Raw genomic sequence first — 24,445 nt, 5'->3', positions numbered from 1 at the left:
AAATGGCAAATTATTCTATAACTCTTAAACCCGTGTACTCATGTCCCGCCCAAACGCTTCCATCAGGCATTACCTTACCTAGGGGCTGGGACGGACTCTCGCGACATCAAGTCGAAACCTACGAAGCATTGAAAGACCCAACTATTGATGTTGTCTTCAATACAGCGATGACAGGGGACGGTAAAAGTTTAGCAGCTTTTCTGGCAGCCGTGACTAATCGCACGTACACTTTAGCAATGTACCCGACAAACGAACTGGCGCGCGATCAGGAAAAACAGGTAAGAGGCTACAAAGCACTGTTTAAACCGGAAAACGACCCGCAAATTTATCGTTTGAATGCAGCGATTCTTGAGGATTTTATTGCCACAAACAAACTTTCTTCAAAATTAGCAGGATTGTGCGATCGCGCCGACAACTCAGAAATTTTGCTGACAAATCCCGACATCTTCCACTACATCCACGATTTCCGCTACTTGCGGCGAAACCAAAAAGGCCAAGGAGATAACCCCGATCGCCTGTTTGCCAAGATTGACGACAACTACAAACTATTTATCTTTGACGAATTCCACGTTTTTTCATCTCCCCAAATTGCCAGCGTCATCAATGCCATCCTGTTAATTAAACACACATTTCCAGGCAAAAAGTTTTTATTCCTCTCTGCTACACCGAACGATTTGTTGGAGGAGTTTTTATCCAAAGCTGGATTAAAGTATCGCATCATCGATCCAGTCAAGCAGGGAGGTTATCGGTTTGCAGCCGGCGACAACTGGCGGCAGATTAGTTATCCGATTAACTTGAGTTTTCCGCAAAAGTTAGAACCAAACCTGCGTTCCAGCTATAATTGGATTGTCGAAAATGCCGAAACAACAATTTTCAAATTTTTTCAAGATAATCCTGGGAGTAAAGGTGCAATTATCCTTAACTCGATCGCCGCTGTAAAAACCTTAGTCCCCAAATTCAAGGCGATTTTTGAACCGCTGGGATTGAAAGTTAGAGAAAATACTGGATTGACTGGTGAGACAGAGAAGTCTAAATCTGTTGAAGACGCTGACTTACTTTTGGGAACATCGACAATTGATGTGGGAGTTGACTTTCGGATTAATTTTTTAGTATTTGAAGCGGCGGATGCGGGGAATTTTATTCAGCGTTTCGGTAGGTTGGGGAGACATCCAGGCTTTGACATTTATCAAGCTTATGCTTTGCTACCCAACTTTATTGTAGAGAGGCTGTTTGAGGCTGAAAATCACCCGCTGCAAGATGGCGAAACGCGCGAGCGCATTAGTTTGTCCGACGCTATCCGCCAGCATTACGGCTATGTCAACGAGTTTCGACAGTATCCCAAACGCTGGGGCGGAATTCAGTCAGCTTGCGTATATTCTGAGTTGCTGAGGCTGTCTCGTTATTACCCTAATGCTGCCCAAGGTTTCGGCACTGATATCCAAAAAACTCTAGATATTAGTGTCAAGAAAAAGTTTGGACAGATTAAGCACTGTCAGAGTGAAGGCAAGCAAAAAGTTATTGATGATGCCCGGAGTTTTCGCGGCATCAGCCAGTTAGATTGTGCGATTTATGATATGACTAATCCCAACGAGCCTGAGAAAGAACGGTTTAAAACTTATAATCTCCCCAGTTTACTCAGTAACTTTCATTTGGCTCCTGAGTTAATAGAAAAAGACGATTTTCTGAAGCGAGCTAAAAAGGCGGGCTTAGCAGCCAATCGGTTTGAGAAAGCTTTGTGTTATTTGACATTGACTGGATATCGGGAATTGCGAGAAGATTGGCAGTTTTATTGTTCGCGAGACGATTTGAGTGCAATTGCCAAGTCTGGTAAGGTTCAAGTTTTGAAAGGCTTGGAGGTGACAGCAGGTATTAACAAAATTAGTAGTGCTTTATCTACACGAGGTCTAGTGTGCTATATCTCAGATCGTGATCGCATGACTTTACGAGCCAAGTGTGGATTGCCGATTCATTTTCAGGCTTATGCTTTAAGCGACCAGCCAGAGGATAGAAGACCACCTTACACGATCGCATTTGGGCGATCGGCACTTTTGTTAGAGACGCTGATTTGGCACTTGAAGCCAAAAGAGGATGAAGGCTGGATATGCTAGAAAATTTCGGCAATATTTAAACAATAGGAGAAAAAATGATGGTCGGGAAACAACTATCTTTATTTGACGATAACTTTGATGAATTGCCACTCGAACCATTAGAGTTAAATTCTACAGCCAATGATGACAGTGAAACTCCTGCAAAATACGAACTTTTGACAGTTCGACTGTTTAAAGAAGCCATTCTAGAAGCTGAAGGAAATGAGGGCGATCGCCTTTTAGCATCCTTCGCCGAAAACGTCTTGCCAAAGCTGATCCAAGGACTCGCAGGAACTACAGCCAAAGGCGGTCAATTTACCGAAGACAGGCGCGCCGAAGGCAAAAATATTGATCGCAGCAAACACGACCAATCCTTTACTTCTCACCTGCTTAACGGCTTATTCCCAACTTACCGAATTCTCAAGAAACTCAAGACAGAGACACCTGAAACCAATCCAGTTAAACGCAACTGCGGTGAAACAGAAATAGCTTTGTTCATAGCATCGTACATCCTGCACGACTTCGACAAATTTCCAGATTATTGTGAATGGCTGAAAACTAACGATTCAGAGGAAAAATTTTCCAACCGAGAGTGGCGAGACAAACCACCTCATAAAGACGAAGCCCCCAATTTTGGACGCGATTATGTGGCTCTCAAAATTCAACAACTTGGATTAGATAGTTTATTAGGGGAAAATTGGCGCTCGCACATCGATGATCTTGTGTGGATGAGCAACAATGCCGGAGTCAAATATGATAGCGATCGCGGTCTTGAAATTCGCGGATTGCAGCCTAAACTCGATGGTAGAATCCGAGGAACTATAGCCAATTTAGTCAGACTTTCCGACTTATTTGCCTCAGTTATCAAACATCCCAGCGATGCGGAAGCTAACGGTTTATCTGAAGTTTTGACTTGCCTCAGCAACGGACAACTTAAATTTAGCTATCACTCGCTTTCAGACAATCGCGGAGTATTGACAAATATCATTAACAATGCTCTGATGGACGCTCATCCCAAAGAGTTTTATACGCCGCTGCTTTACTTGCCAGACGGTGCTGTTTATCTAGCTAAAACCAATGCACCTGCCATCGAAACTGCTGAAATTCCTAACCAAGTTATCGCCAAAATCAAGAACCTTTGTGCCGAGAGATTGAAGCTCAAAACAATAGGATTTAGCCGAGATGGAAAAGGCTTTAAATTTGGGGAATTCTACTGGCTGTTTTTTGATATAATCGAACTCATGGGAGTTAGCATCGAAGCAGCTTGCAAACTCATTACCAGCACCAAAGCATCCTCTGCTAAAAAGCGCAGCGACAGCTTGCTAAGTTTCCAAAAAGATGGAGATTTGCCGGGTGAATTGAAGCTTGAATTTCCCGAAGATTATCGAATAGACAGGCTAGCAGAATTTGGCGATATCCTGTGTCGGGGCATTTGGAATAAATGGCAGGAACGCTTGAGTGATTCTCAGAAAGAATTGCCCAAAGCTAAACGGCAAAGCCCGCCGGAATTAGATTTGACTCAAAAACTTGCGGAACATTTAGGTTTATCCGACCAAATTCCCGCTTTAAAAGCAATCCAATCTCTCAAAAAAACAGGCGGCGTTCCTCTGGATTGGTATTACTTAGCTGCACAGTATTTTGAACGAAATAAAGGATTAGATGAAACTCAAGTGCGCGCCGTCTTAACCGATATGGTTGAATGTGCAGTCACTCTCATCAAACCCATCGCCGAAAAGTTTGAAATTCCCGACGGCTGGAACGATTTGCGGACGTATGTCAGTCGCATTGTTTCCTTGCCGACGGGGGCAGTTGTCAAACCTGAAACCGATCCGTTTTTACTAGAATTGGCGCGGTACAGTGCAGCAAAAATCACAGGGAGAGGACGCGAAAATGTTTGTGCGATGTCGAGTTCGGCTTACACTGTGACAGAACAAATGGAGGCGGCGACTTTATTTACTCCCCAAGTTTACAGCAACCGCCAAATTTTGTTTAACGCGCAAGCTGCCAAGCGTCAAATTTGCTCAATTTGGTCTATCGAAATCATGCTGAGACAAATTTTGATGAATCAAACCAATGCCACAGGAGGAGACTTTGAAGGGCGCAAATATCGCTATCTCTATCTTTACCCCGCTTACTTCTTTACTCCAGAAACCAACAATTTTCTTCAGAAAGCTTACAGTTGGATTGCTAGGACGCGATTTGATGCTGATATCCGCAAGCATTTAATTACTGACAAACAAATTGCCAATTTTACCCTTGACAATTATCAACAAGTTGATTCATTATTGATTCAGGAGAATTTGCAAGCAGAAGACGCTCGCACTTTCAAGATAAGCTATCCAGACAATCAACCGCTGACCTTTTTCTTCCTAGCATTGCCACCAGGAAAAGATGCCACAGATACGGAATCTTGGGTAATGCCAGCTTGGTTAGCCTTTGCTTTACCGCTAATTCTCGATGTCAAAACAGTGGCATCCGAGTCGCCAGTACCGCCATTCATTAGCGGTGCAGATTTTGAAAAAACCGTTGTGATTGATGGCGAACATCAAGCAATTCGTTCTCTAATTAAGCAAGATGAATATCGCTTAGACGGCATTTTGCCTCCGCCATCAAATCCGCCTAAAATTTCACCGCTAAATGCTCTAAGTGCCGCTTACTGCATTCACTTAGAAGTCAACCGCAAAAAAGATGGCAATCCCGACTGGGGGAAATTGTCAGATTTAGCACGCGATTTAGAAACCAGTCCTCTTTATGTCTTTCACTACCTGAATAAATGGCTGCGAAAACAAGACAAACTTGAGTCCGTACCCATTGCCAAAATCCGCCTGTACCTAAATTTTTACTACTACTTTGAACCGGAGGGAAAAACCGTGAATCAAATGCGAGAACTGACCGAACTGTACCGCCGCTTTTATCGGGCAAAAAGTCAATATGCGAAAGCTAATGCGGTGCTGAAACCTATTGACGAAGCTGCTGACGTTATTCTGAAATTTGATAAATCTTTAGCCAACAATACTGAATCTTTAACAGATATTGTGGGGGGACGTTTATCAAGGCTGATGAATAATGTGCGGCGGCGGGCGGCGGAAGGAAAACCGACACTTGCTTTTGTTGATGGGAAGTGGAAACCTGCTTTAAATTCTGAGGAAGAACGGCAAGCAATTTATGATTTTGCTAAGTATTTTGTGGAGGTGATTTTTGATGGGAGTTTGAAGGGCGATCGCGCGCGTTTAGCAGGCACTCAACTCAACTTAATCCGGGATACTTGCGATTACCTTTATCGCTTGGAAGACGACAAAGAACGCAAGGAACGCAAGCAGGAAGAACCTGATGAAGTTCCCGAAACAGAAACAGAGTCAGCCTAAATAGTCCCCATTTTTGCAATCAAATTGTACTGGAGAAACAACCATGAAATTTCTGAAAACCCTTGATTCTAAGTTTTTTCACGATGAAATTCCCGCAAAACCGATGGGAAAATATGCTCATTTCATCACCGTTCGCGTCACCGAATCTTATCCGCTGTTTCAGACAGACGGGGAATTGAATAAGGCAAGAGTAAGTGCTGGAATTGAAGACAAAACGCAGATCAGCCGTTTAGCAATGTTTAAGCGGAAACAATCTACACCAGAACGTTTAACTGGACGGGAGTTGCTGCGAAATTACAAAATTGGCGACTGGGAAAAGTGCGACTACAACGTTGATTTCAGCAAAACTACTCCTGATTGTATTTTGTACGGTTTTGCGATCGGCGATTCCGGTTCTGAGAAATCCAAGGTTGTTGTAGACACTGCTTATTCCATCACTCCCTTCGACGATTCTCACCTCAATTTCACCCTCAATGCACCGTTTGAAAGTGGAACAATGAGCCGTCAGGGGGAAGTAACCAGTCGCATTAACAGTCAAGACCACATTTTGCCTCAAGTCTTTTTTCCCAGCATTGTAACCTTGAAAGACCCGACAGAAACAGGTTTTATCTACGTTTTTAACAACATTCTCCGAACGCGGCACTACGGAGCGCAAACTACTCGCACGGGTCGAGTTCGCAATGAATTGATCGGAGTGATTTTTGGTGATGGAGAGATTGTTAGCAATCTGCGATGGACGCAAAAAATCTACGATTTGATGAGTGCTGCTGGCAAAATTAATCCCCCAGATCCGCTCAATGAAGATGATGTTTTGACTCATGCAAATCAAGCAATTTCTGAACTGATGGATGGAGAGTGCATCTCGCACCGCGATTTTCTAGGGGAATCTTTTAATAGCCTTTTGACCGAAATAAAATCGATTGCCAGCGATGAAACTAAACTGCAAGCAATGCTGACTCAAGCTAATACCGAATCAACAACTTATGCTCAGAAACATATCTTAAAGAGTTCTGAAAAAGGCAAGAAAGGTAAGAAAGCAGTTGCAGCGACGGAGTAACAACAATGGCTTTTATTTACCGCTGTCAAATCGAGTTGCACGATAGCCTTTATTTTGCAACTCGCGAGATAGGGAGACTTTACGAAACAGAGCCGGTAATTCACAATTACGCGCTTTGTTACGCCCTCGGTTTGGTGGATAGCGAAATCTATTCCACCACCGTTTCTGAAGAAGATTCCTATCGCTATTTCTGTCCCGAACAAGTTCCTAAATACGAGACGCATTTAACGGCGCTCAACCAACAGGGGATTTATGTTACTCCGGGGCGATCTATTTCTCACTCCTCTACCCTCAACACTTGGAAATATGCCAACAACAACTATCACGTTGAGATGGAGAAAACTCAGAAAAATATCCCTAGTTTTGGCAGAACCAAAGAAATTGCGCCGGAAAGCAAATTTGAGTTTTTCATAATCTCAGAGAAGTCTCTCAAACTGGCAAAGTGGATACGGTTGGGAAAGTGGATGAGCAAAGCAGCAGTCGAAATCGTAGAACAGAAGGAAGTGAAGCGCTCGACTTCTGAAGCTAACTTAAATTTTCCCTATCTGCTAAATCCTTTAGATGTGATGTTTTCCCATCAAGTGATTAGCTACGATGTGGTTAATATGCCTCCGGTTAGCCTCATCCAAAATGTCAAAATCCTAGGGCGATATTACGAGTTTGACAAACTCAAAATTCCGGCGTGTATGGAATACCGCTTTCGGGCCGATTAATAGGAGGCAGAGCCTCTAGAAATGCGTTCCCAGGTAGAACCTGGGAACGAGCAATTTACCATAATTACTGTAGGGGCGGGTTCACCAATATCTGTAATAAAAACGAGAGATTCTGTAAACCCGCCCCGATCTTCAATTATGGTCGATCGTTCCCATATCCTATCATATGATATCCCTTGGCTTGACCGTAATACCCCGACCGGGGCGGGTTTTTGAGATTGTCAATTATTGGCAGATATTGTTGGTAAACCCGCCCCTACAATATTATCGGTAATCGATCGCAAATCATATCATTTCCTGGTGGTCTGCAATGCTTTCAACAATCACCAACCATTAACCAAATATGCCGCACAGCCTAGTCCTCAACATCCTTCCCCTGGCCCCAATTCCCCCCGGATACCTCACCGGAAGACACCTGCACGCCCTCTTCCTCACCCTCGTGAGCTCCGTTGACAAAAAACTCGGCGATCGCCTCCACGAAGCCACCGCCCAAAAATCCTTCACTCTCAGCCCTTTGCAAACTAAAAAATGCCCTTTCAAAAAACACCATTTCCTGCAATGGGAACACACAGAACCGATTCCAGAACACACCCTCTGTTGGTGGCGAATTACTCTCCTTGATGACACTTTATTCGGCAAATTAACTCAGCTTTGGCTGAATCTCAATCCCTCGAAGCCGTGGCATTTGGGGCCAGCCGATTTGATGATTACCAAGATTCTCGGAACGCCCCAAGTAGATCAGCCTTGGGCTAATGCTTGCGATTACTCTCAACTGTACGAACAAGCTTCTGAAACTAATCGTTTAATTGCCTTCAGTTTTGCGACTCCTACAACTTTTCGACAGGGGAAATTTGATTCAGTGATTCCTACTAGAGACTGCGTTTTTAATAGTATCCTCAGTCGCTGGAATAAGTACAGCCCGATCGCAATTCCCGATCTTTCCTTCGATGCACTTTTTTCGACATTTGTCAATATCCGAAGTGAAAAATTGACAAACTATCAAAGCGATTTTGTTGGCATGGTTGGGGAGGTTAGTTATCGGATTTTGGGAGATGTCGAGCCCTTAGTGATTAAGCAAATTAATGCTTTGGCTGATTTTGCTGTTTACTGCGGGGTGGGGAGGAAAACTCCGATGGGGATGGGAATGACTAGGCGAATAGTTGTTAAAAAAGTTCTTGATAACTAAACGTAAAACCCATAGTCCGCCAGGGGTTGAAACCCCTGCCTCAAAGCTAAAGTCCTCTGAAGAGGACTGCAAGAATGAATGATTAAATTACTGCTTCAGTCGGTTTCAACCTTGGCGCTTACTGTTACCGATAAGCTCAAAATATCATCAATGATTCAATTACTTCTTCAGTCGGTTTCAACCGACTTTAGCTATGAGACAGGGGTTTCAACCCCTGGCGGACTGGCGGCTCACTAATTCCTCAAATAACTGGTTCCTAGGCTCTGCCTGGGAACCGATATCCAGAGGCTCTGCCTCGCTTGCTCAGGGAGGAAAATTGGAGGCAGAGCCTCCGGATCTGTGTTACCAGGCAGAGCCTGGGAACGAGTAGACTCTTGTGGAACAGGCATCTTGCCTGTTGCTAATTCTCAATTACTAATCTCCTACAAACCATCAAAATTATGAACGATTCTGATTACATTTCGATCGCAACTCTCAACCAATACTCCTATTGCGCTCACCGCTGCTGGCGAATGTCTTGTGCGGGAGAATTCACCGATAATCAGTATACCATAGAAGGGACAAGTTTGCACGATCGCGTTCACACGATGGGCGAAATTAACCGCAATGAAACTTGGCAGGTGCGGGCGATTTGGCTGAAATCCGAGCGCTACAAACTGATTGGTAAATCGGATTTGATTGAGTCGGCTGAGGGTGAGATTTACCCCGTTGAATATAAGCGGGGACGGAAGGGGGAATGGGATAACGATGAGTTGCAAGTTTGCGCCCAAGCGCTTTGTTTAGAGGAGATGACGGGGAAAACTATTGCGGCTGGATATGTGTATTACGCGCAATCGCATCAGCGGCAATTAGTGGAGATTTCTGAGCAATTGAGACAGGATGCGATCGCAACTATTGAAAAAGTCGGTGCTCTTTGGCGATCGGGAAATATCCCTTTACCAGTTTACACCGCTCGGTGTACCGGATGCAGTCTTTTTCCCCAATGTCTGCCCCAAGCTGCCGCCAAAGTCAACCGCTATCAAGAAGCAAGTTAACCTGCAAATAGGAGAATTCACAATGGGAACAGTTTATATTACTCAAGAAGATGCTTTTATCGGCAAAGTCGATGAACGTCTGACAGTTAAAGCTGACAAAAAAAATCTGTTGGACGTGCCATTAATTAAGATTGATGGTGTTGTTGCATTGGGACGCGCTACAGTTTCGCCGGCTGTGGTTGTGGAACTGTTGGAACGTCACATTCCTTTAAGTTTTTTGACTGTAAACGGACGTTATTTGGGGAGGTTGGAACCGGAGATGACGAAAAATATCTTTGTGCGAAAAGCTCAGTGGCAAGCGGCTGGGGAATCGGAAAAATCGGTGCATTTAGTTAGAGGTTTTGTACGGGGAAAGCTCAAGAATTACCGCAATACTTTGTTAGAATGTCAGCGCAAATATTCTCCACAGGATTTTGAAAAACCCATTGCCCAATTGAAACAAGTCATCGCGTCTATTGACAAAACTTCGAGTATTAATTCTCTGCGAGGATTAGAGGGGGCGGGTAGTGCGACTTATTTTGGCTGCTTCAATCAACTGATTCGCGTGCCGGAATTTAGCTTTGAAGTTCGCCGCCGCCGTCCGCCTACTGACCCGATAAATTCTCTGTTAAGTTTGGGATATTCTCTGCTGCGGCACGATGTTCAAAGTGCGGTGAATATTGTGGGGTTTGATCCGTATTTGGGATATTTGCATTTTGAGCGCTATGGTCGTCCTTCGTTAGCGCTGGATTTGATGGAAGAATTTCGACCTTTGGTTGTTGATGCTGTAGTGTTGAAGGCGATTAATTTGCAGAAAGTTTCCCCTAATGATTTTACGGCAGAACCGTTGAGCGGGGCGGTTTCTTTAACAAAAGAAGCGCTGCACAATTTTTTGCGACTTTACGAAGAAAAGAAGCAGTCAAAGTTCAAGCATCCTGTGATGGGCAAGTTGTGTACTTATCAAGAAGCTTTTGAAATTCAAGGGCGGCTGATGGCTAAGTATTTGATGGGTGAAGTTGATAAGTATCCACCTCTGATTTTGAGATAGGGAGGCAATTAAGTTATGTTTGTTTTGGTTTGCTACGATATATCTGAGGACAAGCGCCGCACTAAGATTCACAACATTCTCAAGTCTTATGGGGAATGGAAGCAGTATTCGGTGTTTCATTGCGAGGTGACGGATACTCAGTATGCCCGGATGCGCCAACGTCTGAGTAGGGTGATTAAGTCGGAAGAAGACAGCATCCTGTTTCACTATTTGTGCGCTTGCTGTCAGGGCAAGATCGAGCGGATTGGCGGCCGGGCACCGATCGATACTACGATCTTTATGGTTTGATTTTGCGTCTGGCTGTAGGTGTTAAACTGAGGGGGTGAATTTTAATGGCTGAGAGCTTTACTAGGACTGGGTTTGCAGTGGTTTGTACCTCATGCTGGTCAGACGCAAATGCTGAAAGCTTTACTGGGAGAGAGTTTGAGGTCTATTTGAATTTTGCCCCCTTGACAGGGCGATCGCTGAAACGGTATATTGATTGCAGTCAGACGCAACTGAACCTTGAAAACCTTATATTTCAAGCCTCCCAGACCCCGGCGGCCGAAAACAACCTAAAACCCTATCAGGGATTGAAACGTAATTGCGCGGCCGAAAACAACCTAAAACCCTATCAGGGATTGAAACCAAGTTGTTGCTAGTCTCAACTCCAAACTGACATTTAAGGGCCGAAAACAACCTAAAACCCTATCAGGGATTGAAACAGTTTCTTAACTCCGGCCACGGGTGGCATTCAAGCCGAAAACAACCTAAAACCCTATCAGGGATTGAAACGCAAAAATGCACCGCTTCTGATTTATGCCATCAAGCCGAAAACAACCTAAAACCCTATCAGGGATTGAAACGTGATGCGAGCCTCCATTAGCCCAACCGCAGTCAAGCCGAAAACAACCTAAAACCCTATCAGGGATTGAAACGAAAGCAATACTTCTGTTGTAGGGTTTCCACTAGAGCCGAAAACAACCTAAAACCCTATCAGGGATTGAAACAACTTCTAATCCACCGGGTGCGATATTTTCAAGTGCCGAAAACAACCTAAAACCCTATCAGGGATTGAAACCAGCGAGCCTAGAAAATCCAAGCGCATGATTGGTGCCGAAAACAACCTAAAACCCTATCAGGGATTGAAACTGGATGCTATTGCCTCAATGTACGAGGCTACCCGAAGCCGAAAACAACCTAAAACCCTATCAGGGATTGAAACGTGAAGTGCGATCAGCTACTAGACAGACACTAGACAAGCCGAAAACAACCTAAAACCCTATCAGGGATTGAAACCCAAAGACTTGTCCGCTAAGGACTTATCGGTCTCCGCCGAAAACAACCTAAAACCCTATCAGGGATTGAAACTATTAGCGACTTTAGCAACTTGTGGTAGCTGAGTAGCCGAAAACAACCTAAAACCCTATCAGGGATTGAAACACTTTTTCCGAGAGGTTTCTCGCTCGCTATTCCCCACCGCCGAAAACAACCTAAAACCCTATCAGGGATTGAAACACAACTTTGTGATTAAGAGGCCAAAAACTGCGGGGCCGAAAACAACCTAAAACCCTATCAGGGATTGAAACCTACATATAACGTCTAGCACCTTTTCGCTAGGAACCCAGCTGCCGAAAACAACCTAAAACCCTATCAGGGATTGAAACTCTTCCAAAGAAGTATGTGGGTTTTTCCGCAAGAGCCGAAAACAACCTAAAACCCTATCAGGGATTGAAACATCGATCGCCCGGTGGATAGAATCGCTCCATGAGCCGCGCCGAAAACAACCTAAAACCCTATCAGGGATTGAAACACTTGGGAGATCGAATCCCAAATTCCTCCAAAAACCGCCGAAAACAACCTAAAACCCTATCAGGGATTGAAACAAAAAGCGCCACAAATAAAGCTGATAGCGGTCGCCGAAAACAACCTAAAACCCTATCAGGGATTGAAACAAACTGGGTGCACACCACGGGGGCGATCGACGTTTGCCGAAAACAACCTAAAACCCTATCAGGGATTGAAACATCACATTTCATGATTGACTTGGTTGCTCCAGAGGCCGAAAACAACCTAAAACCCTATCAGGGATTGAAACCAGACTCAATTGCACTTCTAATTTGCTGATGTCGGACATTGCCGAAAACAACCTAAAACCCTATCAGGGATTGAAACATGACACTTGCTTGAGTATCTTGGCGCTTTGTCTTGCAAGCCGAAAACAACCTAAAACCCTATCAGGGATTGAAACGAGCACTGAGCAATTATCAGCACGGGAGAAATTGCGCCGAAAACAACCTAAAACCCTATCAGGGATTGAAACCCAACACTTCGGGACTTTCTTGAGTCCAAACTGCCGAAAACAACCTAAAACCCTATCAGGGATTGAAACAAACCGGAGAACTCAACTACTCTTACCATCGCTAGCCGAAAACAACCTAAAACCCTATCAGGGATTGAAACGAAATGGTAGAGCGCATCTATATATTGCTCGTTCCAAGCCGAAAACAACCTAAAACCCTATCAGGGATTGAAACTTTATGGCTAGCCCTGCTGAAAAGTTTTTTAACGGATTAGCCGAAAACAACCTAAAACCCTATCAGGGATTGAAACAATGTCTTTGACCACCACTAAGCTGTCGTTCTTAGCCGAAAACAACCTAAAACCCTATCAGGGATTGAAACCATTGTCTTTGATGTATTCGGAGAGCTTAGAAAATTCAGCCGAAAACAACCTAAAACCCTATCAGGGATTGAAACTCTCAAAACCCTGTTGCAGAGTGTGGGGAAATATTGAGCCGAAAACAACCTAAAACCCTATCAGGGATTGAAACTTGATGAAACGACTGTAGCACTCGGCCGACGCAAAGCCGAAAACAACCTAAAACCCTATCAGGGATTGAAACTTTGCTACTTTTTGGGGTGTTTTGGCGACGTTGATTCGCCGAAAACAACCTAAAACCCTATCAGGGATTGAAACTAAATATCATCTCCATCAGCAGAAGGCCGGATGCGGGCCGAAAACAACCTAAAACCCTATCAGGGATTGAAACTTGTTGTACAATTAGCTACCGTAGGTAGGTATGGCCGAAAACAACCTAAAACCCTATCAGGGATTGAAACGGCACAAATACGACTCAGGCAGCAAGTACCGCTTTCGCCGAAAACAACCTAAAACCCTATCAGGGATTGAAACATTTACACCCCAGTTGCCGAAGTTGAAGCGCAACAAGAGCCGAAAACAACCTAAAACCCTATCAGGGATTGAAACAATAGCTTTTTCAAAAGCTTCGTTAGTCGGCTCAGGCCGAAAACAACCTAAAACCCTATCAGGGATTGAAACATGGAACAAGAGGCTGAAGCTTGCGGCTTAAATAGCCGAAAACAACCTAAAACCCTATCAGGGATTGAAACTTAACGATAAATTCGCTTTGTATTATATAATTATTGCCGAAAACAACCTAAAACCCTATCAGGGATTGAAACTTTATGGAAATAGGACTTTTAGCTATTCGACTAACACGAGCCGAAAACAACCTAAAACCCTATCAGGGATTGAAACAACCCCTAAGACTACCTCGCGGTAGAAAACCTGGGAAGCCGAAAACAACCTAAAACCCTATCAGGGATTGAAACGAAAGGTTGCGGTGTTCGGCAGCGAAACGGCGCGCCGGCCGAAAACAACCTAAAACCCTATCAGGGATTGAAACGAGCGAAAGGGGCGGAAATGGCAAAATGACTTCAAGCCGAAAACAACCTAAAACCCTATCAGGGATTGAAACAGCTAATAAACCAGCAGTTGCGATGCCGAAAAGCCGAAAACAACCTAAAACCCTATCAGGGATTGAAACTAATTTGACGGGAACATAGGTAGGAGCAACACTTGCCGAAAACAACCTAAAACCCTATCAGGGATTGAAACAACTTTGATGACGGGCAAAGCTTCACTTCTCCTGGCCGAAAACAACCTAAAACCCTATCAGGGATTGAAACTTTAGCAAAGAGGATGTGTGCAGGGAAAATGACTAGCCGAAAACAACCTAAAACCCTATCAGGGATTGAAACGAAATTGGCCCGCCTTGCCTGCATCTCGATCGCGCCGAAAACAACCTAAAACCCTATCAGGGATTGAAACGATGACTCTAAGCGAAGTGCAAGGCCTGTACCGGGCCGAAAACAACCTAAAACCCTATCAGGGATTGAAACTTTGAGCCGGCTATCCAATATTTCCTCCGACAAAGCCGAAAACAACCTAAAACCCTATCAGGGATTGAAACATCAGACTACGAGAAAGAGCAAAGAGAACGCGATTATGCCGAAAACAACCTAAAACCCTATCAGGGATTGAAACTGATGCAGCAACGGTTTCAGACGGCGAATCGGAGCCGAAAACAACCTAAAACCCTATCAGGGATTGAAACTTCAATTCGGGCGATCGAACCCTCATAGTGTCGCCGCCGAAAACAACCTAAAACCCTATCAGGGATTGAAACCCAGTTGCTGCATTGTTCGATGTTGTATAAGTTGGCCGAAAACAACCTAAAACCCTATCAGGGATTGAAACAATGCTCCCATGATCTGCAGGAAGGTGGGAACCACGAGCCGAAAACAACCTAAAACCCTATCAGGGATTGAAACAGTTTACTGCTGAATCTTTGAATCTAAGAAGCGGCGCCGAAAACAACCTAAAACCCTATCAGGGATTGAAACCTGAATAATCTTTTGGGCGATCGCCCCTATCCGAGGCCGAAAACAACCTAAAACCCTATCAGGGATTGAAACGCTAAAGCACTCATTGCCAGTGCCAAACATGACCAAGCCGAAAACAACCTAAAACCCTATCAGGGATTGAAACTCCGGGCCAGTATCTCCAACGCGAAGAATGCTCGAAAGCCGAAAACAACCTAAAACCCTATCAGGGATTGAAACTCATGCCGGAAACCGGGACACGGAATGCTATTAATTGCAGCGCCGAAAACAACCTAAAACCCTATCAGGGATTGAAACTTTTCTTCATAGACTTGCAGGATTACAAAATTTTAGGCCGAAAACAACCTAAAACCCTATCAGGGATTGAAACTAGTAGTCATATAATCTCTAAGCTCCGCGCTGAGGCCGAAAACAACCTAAAACCCTATCAGGGATTGAAACCTGCTAGATGGATTGGATAGAAATAGTAGAAGAGCCGAAAACAACCTAAAACCCTATCAGGGATTGAAACCTCAATTCTCTTCATTATTGTCAAGGGCCGGCGCCCTCGCGCCGAAAACAACCTAAAACCCTATCAGGGATTGAAACCGGCATATTCGGGGCTATAGTCTCCTTTCATCCGGCCGAAAACAACCTAAAACCCTATCAGGGATTGAAACCATCACCCCGCTCTTCCATCACTCGCAAAGCCTGCCGAAAACAACCTAAAACCCTATCAGGGATTGAAACATACCTGTTTCCGGTGACATGGAAATTCCTCCAAGAGCCGAAAACAACCTAAAACCCTATCAGGGATTGAAACTGAAGAAAATCCAAGAATGCTCCTTCAAAATTGGCAGGCCGAAAACAACCTAAAACCCTATCAGGGATTGAAACCCTACTCTATCTAGGAACCCATGAACAATCTTATGCCGAAAACAACCTAAAACCCTATCAGGGATTGAAACCGCTGTCTGGAACCATCAACAGGTCAAGCTCTTGGCCGAAAACAACCTAAAACCCTATCAGGGATTGAAACTTCGGATGTGCCCAGGGGAACGACGGAGAATAACTGAAGCCGAAAACAACCTAAAACCCTATCAGGGATTGAAACCTGATTTAACTTGCTCTGTTACGGGCTGTTCCAGCCGAAAACAACCTAAAACCCTATCAGGGATTGAAACGATATATTCCGGCTTCTCTTTGGTTACGCCTTAGAATGCCGAAAACAACCTAAAACCCTATCAGGGATTGAAACATTTTATGCTGGGCTCGTTGGGGTGGTTCGGAGTTGAATGGCCGAAAACAACCTAAAACCCTATCAGGGATTGAAACTTATGAGACTAAGCGAGCTTGCGAAAACACTAAACAGCCGAAAACAACCTAAAACCCTATCAGGGATTGAAACAAAATATTTGGCTAGAAAAAACACCTGAACATAGCCGAAAACAACCTAAAACCCTATCAGGGATTGAAACGATGGAGATTGATTTGACGGACATCCACCAAGTAATGCCGAAAACAACCTAAAACCCTATCAGGGATTGAAACAAAAAGGAATGGCGCAAAAGGGAGAATATATAGCGCCCTGCCGAAAACAACCTAAAACCCTATCAGGGATTGAAACAATCCAGCAGTACCAGGCAAATCAGAAGCTTCTATCAATGCCGAAAACAACCTAAAACCCTATCAGGGATTGAAACCTCTGGCAGCTTTACTTAAAGGCGCTAATGCCATACAAGCCGAAAACAACCTAAAACCCTATCAGGGATTGAAACAACCTCATCGACTAGACCAACATCATCACAGACAGCCGAAAACAACCTAAAACCCTATCAGGGATTGAAACCTACTTACTGCTCTAACCTCGCTTAACAGTGCGAGCCGAAAACAACCTAAAACCCTATCAGGGATTGAAACATAACCAACTTAAACGGGCCTGTACCTACTATCATAGCCGAAAACAACCTAAAACCCTATCAGGGATTGAAACAATTTGTCGCCACATCGAGATAGCCAAAGCAAAGAGCCGAAAACAACCTAAAACCCTATCAGGGATTGAAACGCTTGTGCAGTCGGCGCGGGTAATATTGCTCGTGCCGAAAACAACCTAAAACCCTATCAGGGATTGAAACTGAAAAACGCCGTTTTGAGCAACAGGTCGCAGAAGCCGAAAACAACCTAAAACCCTATCAGGGATTGAAACATCAATGAAAAAAAGAACTCTAAATACGTCGTTACGCCGAAAACAACCTAAAACCCTATCAGGGATTGAAACTTTTTTATCTCATTTGAGATGACTACTTTTGAAGAGCCGAAAACAACCTAAAACCCTATCAGGGATTGAAACCCAATCCTTCCTCCGTTAGCCAATCTCCATCTAGCCGAAAACAACCTAAAACCCTATCAGGGATTGAAACTGTCATCTCTCCACTGTTGGTAGTAATCTGGGTGAGCCGAAAACAACCTAAAACCCTATCAGGGATTGAAACTGAGCGTAGGGTGTATGACTTGTCTCTGTCAGTGCCGAAAACAACCTAAAACCCTATCAGGGATTGAAACTCTCTTCTTTCACCTTAGAGAAAAGGAATTCAGCGGCCGAAAACAACCTAAAACCCTATCAGGGATTGAAACTGATCAATTTGCTAATAGCCGCTGCAAGACAAGCGCCGAAAACAACCTAAAACCCTATCAGGGATTGAAACATCCTGCACATAACTTATTCGCCAGGCAAAGGCAAAGCCGAAAACAACCTAAAACCCTATCAGGGATTGAAACTAAAGCCTCTAGAGGTTACTTCTATCTATCCCTAGCCCTTGCCGAAAACAACCTAAAACCCTATCAGGGATTGAAACGCAGAGGCCTTTGATATTGGAGAACGCAATGTCAGGCCGAAAACAACCTAAAACCCTATCAGGGATTGAAACAAAGAAAACGACTACAACAGCGGGTACACTTCTTGCCGAAAACAACCTAAAACCCTATCAGGGATTGAAACTCGTTGGGACTAGGGAATAGAGCTATAATGTATCAAGCCGAAAACAACCTAAAACCCTATCAGGGATTGAAACGCTTCTCGGTAGCTTCCGAGCGCAGTTCGTAATAGCCGAAAACAACCTAAAACCCTATCAGGGATTGAAACTCATGCCTTTATCGCGCTCCAAAACCCCTTTGAGCCGAAAACAACCTAAAACCCTATCAGGGATTGAAACAGCTGGTGCTACTTAAACCGAAAAGGTTACTAGGCCGAAAAGCCGAAAACAACCTAAAACCCTATCAGGGATTGAAACATTGCAGTAAAATCTCTTCCATAGTGGGCGAAAGCATGCCGAAAACAACCTAAAACCCTATCAGGGATTGAAACTTTCCCAGACTCCCATACGAGCTCTGATTGCCAATCTGCCGAAAACAACCTAAAACCCTATCAGGGATTGAAACAACTTTTCTCCGGCGTGGATGAAAAAGTTTTTTACGCCGAAAACAACCTAAAACCCTATCAGGGATTGAAACCGCAAGGGAAAAAGGGGACCATTTATTCTTGGAGCCGAAAACAACCTAAAACCCTATCAGGGATTGAAACCAAAGTTCAAGCGATAGGTTTCGGGGTCAATACCAGCCGAAAACAACCTAAAACCCTATCAGGGATTGAAACCTTTGATATGCCTGTGAAACATAGAGTTCCTGAAGCCGAAAACAACCTAAAACCCTATCAGGGATTGAAACTAATATCTAGCTCGTTTTCGTATTGTATTGTTACACGCCGAAAACAACCTAAAACCCTATCAGGGATTGAAACGCTAGTAGTGCGACTTTTCGATACAGAATTCGATCGGCCGAAAACAACCTAAAACCCTATCAGGGATTGAAACAACTTCGATCGCAGCATCTTTAGCATGCGCCTCAGCCGAAAACAACCTAAAACCCTATCAGGGATTGAAACAGAATCGGAGATTAGTTTTCGCCTAATGGATCAAGGCCGAAAACAACCTAAAACCCTATCAGGGATTGAAACGGCGTAAATTCCTACATCGAACAAATGGAGCCAGAGCCGAAAACAACCTAAAACCCTATCAGGGATTGAAACCTGATAGTGAAAGTGCGATCGCAATAAATGCTGGGCCGAAAACAACCTAAAACCCTATCAGGGATTGAAACGGGGAATAAAATAGTAAGTGTTTTTCCCAGACTGCCGAAAACAACCTAAAACCCTATCAGGGATTGAAACTCACAAGCCTTAGCGTAAGTTAGTTTCGTTAGGTGTGCCGAAAACAACCTAAAACCCTATCAGGGATTGAAACACCTACTAAACCTACTCAAACTTACTCACCCTCGGAAGCCGAGCCGAAAACAACCTAAAACCCTATCAGGGATTGAAACAAATACCTGCGAGACCGCAAAGTAATAGCACACCGGCCGAAAACAACCTAAAACCCTATCAGGGATTGAAACCCCCACACGATGTGCTTGGGATATAGAGGTGAAGCCGAAAACAACCTAAAACCCTATCAGGGATTGAAACCTTGATGTATTCGGAAAGCCTGGAAATTCCCAGCGCCGAAAACAACCTAAAACCCTATCAGGGATTGAAACATTCCCAAAGTTACAGAGCCAACTCCAGTACCCCGCCGAAAACAACCTAAAACCCTATCAGGGATTGAAACTAAAAGGTCAGCAATCATCAATGAGAGTAAAGAAAAGCCGAAAACAACCTAAAACCCTATCAGGGATTGAAACAGCCCAAATTGGCAGTGCCACTGCCGAAACAATTTAAAGCCGAAAACAACCTAAAACCCTATCAGGGATTGAAACTGGTGTGATGTGCCGGCATACTATTCCCCCGTCAAGCCGAAAACAACCTAAAACCCTATCAGGGATTGAAACGCGCGGTAGCCAGTGTATCCACCACTGAACTAACCAGCCGAAAACAACCTAAAACCCTATCAGGGATTGAAACAATGTCAACGATTATGGATACGTCATCCACAACGCGCGCCGAAAACAACCTAAAACCCTATCAGGGATTGAAACCCGTTTGTTGCCCGGTTTAGCAATTCTTGACGTTTGGCCGAAAACAACCTAAAACCCTATCAGGGATTGAAACCGCTTATTCGCAAGCTAAAACCGATGGAAAATTGCCGAAAACAACCTAAAACCCTACCAGGGATTGAAACTTCTATCCGTAGAAACGGTACTTCCGTATAGAGCCGAAAACAACCTAAAACCCTACCAGGGATTGAAACTACTCTATTCATCAAAATAGACCAAGGAGTAAGTAGCCGAAAACAACCTAAAACCCTACCAGGGATTGAAACTTTTGCAGTGACACTAACTATTCCCGAATTCCCATTAGGCCGAAAACAACCTAAAACCCTACCAGGGATTGAAACGAGTTGGTGATTGACACGCAAACCGGAGAAGCATTGCCGAAAACAACCTAAAACCCTACCAGGGATTGAAACCAAATTATCAGGATCTGCCAGGTAATTACGCCGCTAAGCCGAAAACAACCTAAAACCCTACCAGGGATTGAAACTAGCTGCCAGGGCCGGAGTACCCGATCGCCTCAAGCCGAAAACAACCTAAAACCCTACCAGGGATTGAAACTGAAACCTTGAAGAATCCTCAGATTGCCGAAAAACTGAGCCGAAAACAACCTAAAACCCTACCAGGGATTGAAACATATATTCCTGGAAAGAGGGCAAAACTGCACTGGTAAGCCGAAAACAACCTAAAACCCTACCAGGGATTGAAACCATAATTCCTGCGACCGTAACCACATTCCATCAGCCGAAAACAACCTAAAACCCTACCAGGGATTGAAACTTCATTCTCAATAAAGCCCGATCTTAACAGCGCTTTTTGCCGAAAACAACCTAAAACCCTACCAGGGATTGAAACTGAATATGCCAACCTCTCAATGTGCCGTCAACAGTTGAGCCGAAAACAACCTAAAACCCTACCAGGGATTGAAACCTCGCAGCTATCCATCTCCTTACTCATCTCCTTGGCCTTAAACAAATTTACTTCCAACACTCACTGCAGCGGTGGTGCTCATCGATAATCTCACATTTGATAAAAGTGGTCGGATTCAGGAATTGATTCAAACAACACGGTGTAGACTATTATATTTACCCCCATACTCTCCAGAGTTTAACAAAATTGAACAAAGAAGAGTCTTGGCTAAAAAGTCAAATTCGTAAACAGCTTGATGAGTTTGATTGCTTACATTTTGGCGACCCTTGGATGTCTTGCGCCTGGGAGCATAACACCGGCCGTTGCTAAATGTAATTTCCCAGATTCTTCAGTTGACAAAACCTCAAAATTATGACCACTCAAACAACTTCTCCACTCCTACTCAGTCCCTTCAAAATCGGAGATTTATCCTTAAAAAACCGGGTACTCATGGCACCCATGACGAGAGCCAGAGCCGGTGAAGCGCGGATGCCCAACGCCTTGATGGCAGAGTATTACACTCAGCGAGCCTCCGCTGGTTTAATCATTACAGAAGCCACAGTGGTTTCTACTCAAGCTAATGGTTGGCTCAATACCCCCGGTATTTATTCAGACGAGCAAGGCGAAGCTTGGAAACAAGTTGTGAGTGCGGTTCATGCCCGCGAAACGCCGATTTTCATGCAGCTTTGGCACTGCGGACGAGCTTCCCACAGCAGTTTTCATCAAAACAATCAATTGCCAGTTGCAGCCTCTGCCATCAAAATAAACGGAGAAGGCATTCATACCCCTGTAGGCAAACAACCCTACGAAACTCCCCGTGCTCTAGAAACCGATGAAATCTCCCTGGTTGTAGAAGATTATCGCAAGGCGGCGGAACGGGCAAAAATGGCAGGTTTTGACGGTGTAGAAATTCACGCGGCAAACGGCTATCTCATTGACACATTCCTGCAAACCAAAACCAATCACCGCACTGATTCCTATGGCGGATCAGTTGAAAATCGCTACCGTTTTCTTAAGGAAATTGTCGAGGCAATAATCACAGTATATCCGGCAAACAGAGTGGGAGTTAGACTTTCTCCCAACGGTGTTTACAATGACATGGGTTCTCCCAGTTACCGCGAAGATTTTCTGTATTTCGCGAAGCAGTTAAATGCCTATGATTTAGCTTACCTGCACTTGGTAGACGGTCTGGCATTTGGCTTTCACGAATTGGGAACGCCGATGATGATAGGAGAGTTTCGCGATGTGTTTGCAGGGCCGCTCGTCGGCAACTGCGGATATACTCAAGAACAGGCTGAAACGGCCCTGAGCAGCAAACTTGCCGATTTAATAGCTTTTGGTCGGGATTTTATCAGCAATCCTGACTTGGTAGAGCGTTTTACTAATGGTTGGCCGCTCAATCCGCCTGCTGAAGTCGGCGTCTGGTATTCTTTTGGGCCTGAAGGTTATATCGATTTTCCTACCTATAGCAATCCTAAATCATTTGCATAATTATTGTAGGGGCAATCCCACGCCCGGTTGCCCGATAGATAGGGGGTAGGCACGGGGAGTAGGGGTAGCACTACCCCTACAAATGTATCTGAATCATTTAGGATTGCTATATCAGGAACCAGCAGCTATTTCTTAGTTGAGTTTTTAGGGGCGGGTTTATCAATAAATACCGAGTAAGTGCATCATAGAGAATGGTCAACCCGCCCCTAATATCATGTCCGGTCAATTAACCATGATTCCTGTATGGGCGGGTTCACCAAGATATTGAATACAAACGGGAAAATCTGTAAACCCGCCCCGGTCTTTAATCGCGGTCAATCGATTGGACATGATATAAAAGATGTATGGTTAATTTCTCCAAATAAGAGTCGGAGTTGGACTCATATTTAATTTTCATCCCCCGTTGAAAACGAGTATTTATTATTTGTAAAAACACTTCTTATGGCTCCTGCCTCCCGTCCCCTGCCTCCTGCCCCCTGCCTCCCCTCTCCTGCCTCCAATTTCTAGCTTGGCTGCAAAAGTGAGAGGCTCCCAGTTGAGATCGAGAACGTTTCCCCATATCCTAATAACCATAGGGTACTTCAAAACATCCAAGCTGCTAGCTCAGCGTTTGAGTGCCTGAAAAAAATCCATAGCGGAAGCGCTTTTAACAAGATGGCACAAAATCACAAATCAACGGTTATCATTACCGGCGCTTCCTCCGGCGTCGGTTTGTACGGCGCGAAAGCTCTCGCAGACAAGGGATGGCACGTAGTCATGGCCTGTCGGGACGTGCGGAAAGCCGGAGACGCCGCGCGAGAGTTGGGCATACCTGAAGGCAGTTTCTCCATCATGGAGATTGACTTGGGCGATTTGGAGAGCGTGCGCCGGTTTGCTCGCGCATTTAAAGCCAGCGGCCGGCCTCTGGACGCTTTGGTGTGCAACGCCGCCATTTATATGCCTTTGATTAAGGAACCGCTGCGGAGCCCGGAGGGTTACGAGTTGACGATGACTACCAATCACTTGGGTCATTTCCTGCTGTGCAACCTGATGATGGAAAATATGAAGCCTTCCTATTATTCCGATGCCAGAATCGTGATTTTGGGAACCGTGACTCACAATCCAGACGAGTTGGGCGGGAAGATTCCGCCGCGCCCGGATTTGGGCAAGTTTGAGGGTTTTGAAGCGGGTTTCAAAGACCCGATTTCGATGGTTGATGGCAAGAAGTTTGAACCGGTCAAGGCTTACAAAGATAGCAAAGTTTGCAACGTGCTGACGATGCGGGAATTGCACCGCCGCTTTCACGAATCCACGGGGATTACTTTCACTTCGCTGTATCCGGGATGCGTCGCGGATACGCCACTTTTCCGCAACCACTATCCCCTATTTCAGAAGCTGTTCCCGCTGTTTCAGAAGAATATCACCGGGGGTTACGTGTCGCAGGAGTTGGCGGGAGAAAGGCTGGCGATGGTGGTTGCTGATCCAGAATACAAGCAATCTGGGGCTTATTGGAGTTGGGGAAATCGCCAGAAAAAAGATGGTAAGTCTTTTGTGCAAAAGGTTTCTCCCCAGGCCCGCGATGATGAAAAAGGCGAGCGGATGTGGGAGTTGAGCGCTAAGTTGGTGGGATTGACTGACGGCGCTCAAATGGGTGCTGCGGCTGGTGCGGGCCGCTCTGCATAATTCAAAGTTACAAACCCCCTTTATAAGACTTGGCTGTTGAAACCGCGTCTACGCACAGGATGTGGGTAGACGCGGACTCAATAATAAAGGGGCGATTCAAGTCGGATTTGGGATGATGCACCACAATCAAAGAAACCGGCTTTTTTAGTGGCTATGCCCGTTGTAACTCACATCTTGCACCATTCTCAAGAACGGGCAAGATGC

At 44.7% G+C, this 24,445-nt stretch carries 11 protein-coding genes and 1 CRISPR repeat array; all 11 genes read left to right on the top strand.

Annotated features, from left to right (window positions below):
- Positions 1–2: 2 nt before the first annotated feature.
- Entirely contained in the window at positions 3–2,108 is a 2,106-nt protein-coding gene (gene cas3 / locus QUB04_RS09655) for a type I-D CRISPR-associated helicase Cas3' (RefSeq protein ID WP_333283682.1), read from the top strand.
- 35 nt (positions 2,109–2,143) lie between these two features.
- Positions 2,144–5,452 carry a type I-D CRISPR-associated protein Cas10d/Csc3 gene (cas10d, locus tag QUB04_RS09650; RefSeq protein WP_333283680.1) on the top strand — a complete coding sequence of 1,103 codons (3,309 nt, stop codon included), beginning with the start codon at positions 2,144–2,146 and terminating at the stop codon, positions 5,450–5,452.
- Between the two features lie 43 nt (positions 5,453–5,495).
- Positions 5,496–6,509, top strand: coding sequence for a type I-D CRISPR-associated protein Cas7/Csc2 (gene cas7d / locus QUB04_RS09645; RefSeq protein ID WP_333283678.1), 1,014 nt, complete (start codon positions 5,496–5,498; stop codon positions 6,507–6,509).
- 5 nt (positions 6,510–6,514) lie between these two features.
- Positions 6,515–7,222 (top strand): type I-D CRISPR-associated protein Cas5/Csc1, encoded by a 708-nt coding sequence (gene cas5d / locus QUB04_RS09640; RefSeq protein ID WP_333283676.1) that lies wholly within the window; start codon positions 6,515–6,517, stop codon positions 7,220–7,222.
- A gap of 343 nt (positions 7,223–7,565) precedes the next feature.
- Complete coding sequence (gene cas6 / locus QUB04_RS09635) at positions 7,566–8,408, top strand: CRISPR-associated endoribonuclease Cas6 (RefSeq protein WP_333283674.1); 843 nt, start codon at positions 7,566–7,568, stop codon at positions 8,406–8,408.
- A gap of 440 nt (positions 8,409–8,848) precedes the next feature.
- A complete protein-coding gene (gene cas4, locus QUB04_RS09630) occupies positions 8,849–9,442 on the top strand; it encodes a CRISPR-associated protein Cas4 (RefSeq protein ID WP_333283672.1) in 594 nt (197 codons plus the stop codon).
- Positions 9,443–9,464: 22 nt separating this feature from the next.
- The gene (cas1d, locus tag QUB04_RS09625; RefSeq protein ID WP_333283669.1) at positions 9,465–10,469 is read left to right on the top strand and encodes a type I-D CRISPR-associated endonuclease Cas1d; all 1,005 of its coding nucleotides are present in this window, start codon (positions 9,465–9,467) and stop codon (positions 10,467–10,469) included.
- Positions 10,470–10,484: 15 nt separating this feature from the next.
- Positions 10,485–10,757, top strand: a complete 273-nt coding sequence (gene cas2, locus QUB04_RS09620; RefSeq protein ID WP_333283667.1) for a CRISPR-associated endonuclease Cas2 — start codon at positions 10,485–10,487, stop codon at positions 10,755–10,757.
- Positions 10,758–11,059: 302 nt separating this feature from the next.
- Positions 11,060–21,109: a CRISPR direct-repeat array (repeat unit 37 nt; unit sequence GCCGAAAACAACCTAAAACCCTATCAGGGATTGAAAC).
- A gap of 71 nt (positions 21,110–21,180) precedes the next feature.
- Complete coding sequence (locus QUB04_RS09615; RefSeq protein WP_333283665.1) at positions 21,181–21,336, top strand: transposase; 156 nt, start codon at positions 21,181–21,183, stop codon at positions 21,334–21,336.
- 124 nt (positions 21,337–21,460) lie between these two features.
- Positions 21,461–22,579, top strand: coding sequence for an alkene reductase (locus QUB04_RS09610; RefSeq protein ID WP_333283663.1), 1,119 nt, complete (start codon positions 21,461–21,463; stop codon positions 22,577–22,579).
- A gap of 654 nt (positions 22,580–23,233) precedes the next feature.
- Positions 23,234–24,241, top strand: coding sequence for a protochlorophyllide reductase (locus tag QUB04_RS09605; RefSeq protein ID WP_333099251.1), 1,008 nt, complete (start codon positions 23,234–23,236; stop codon positions 24,239–24,241).
- The last annotated feature ends 204 nt before the right edge of the window (positions 24,242–24,445 follow it).

Origin of the sequence: Microcoleus sp. D2_18a_B4 (assembly GCF_036702475.1) — a bacterium.
In the GTDB taxonomy this organism is placed as follows: Bacteria; Cyanobacteriota; Cyanobacteriia; order Cyanobacteriales; family Microcoleaceae; genus Microcoleus.
Note: the sequence above shows the minus strand (reverse complement) of the source record. Positions and strands in the feature narration are given on the sequence as shown.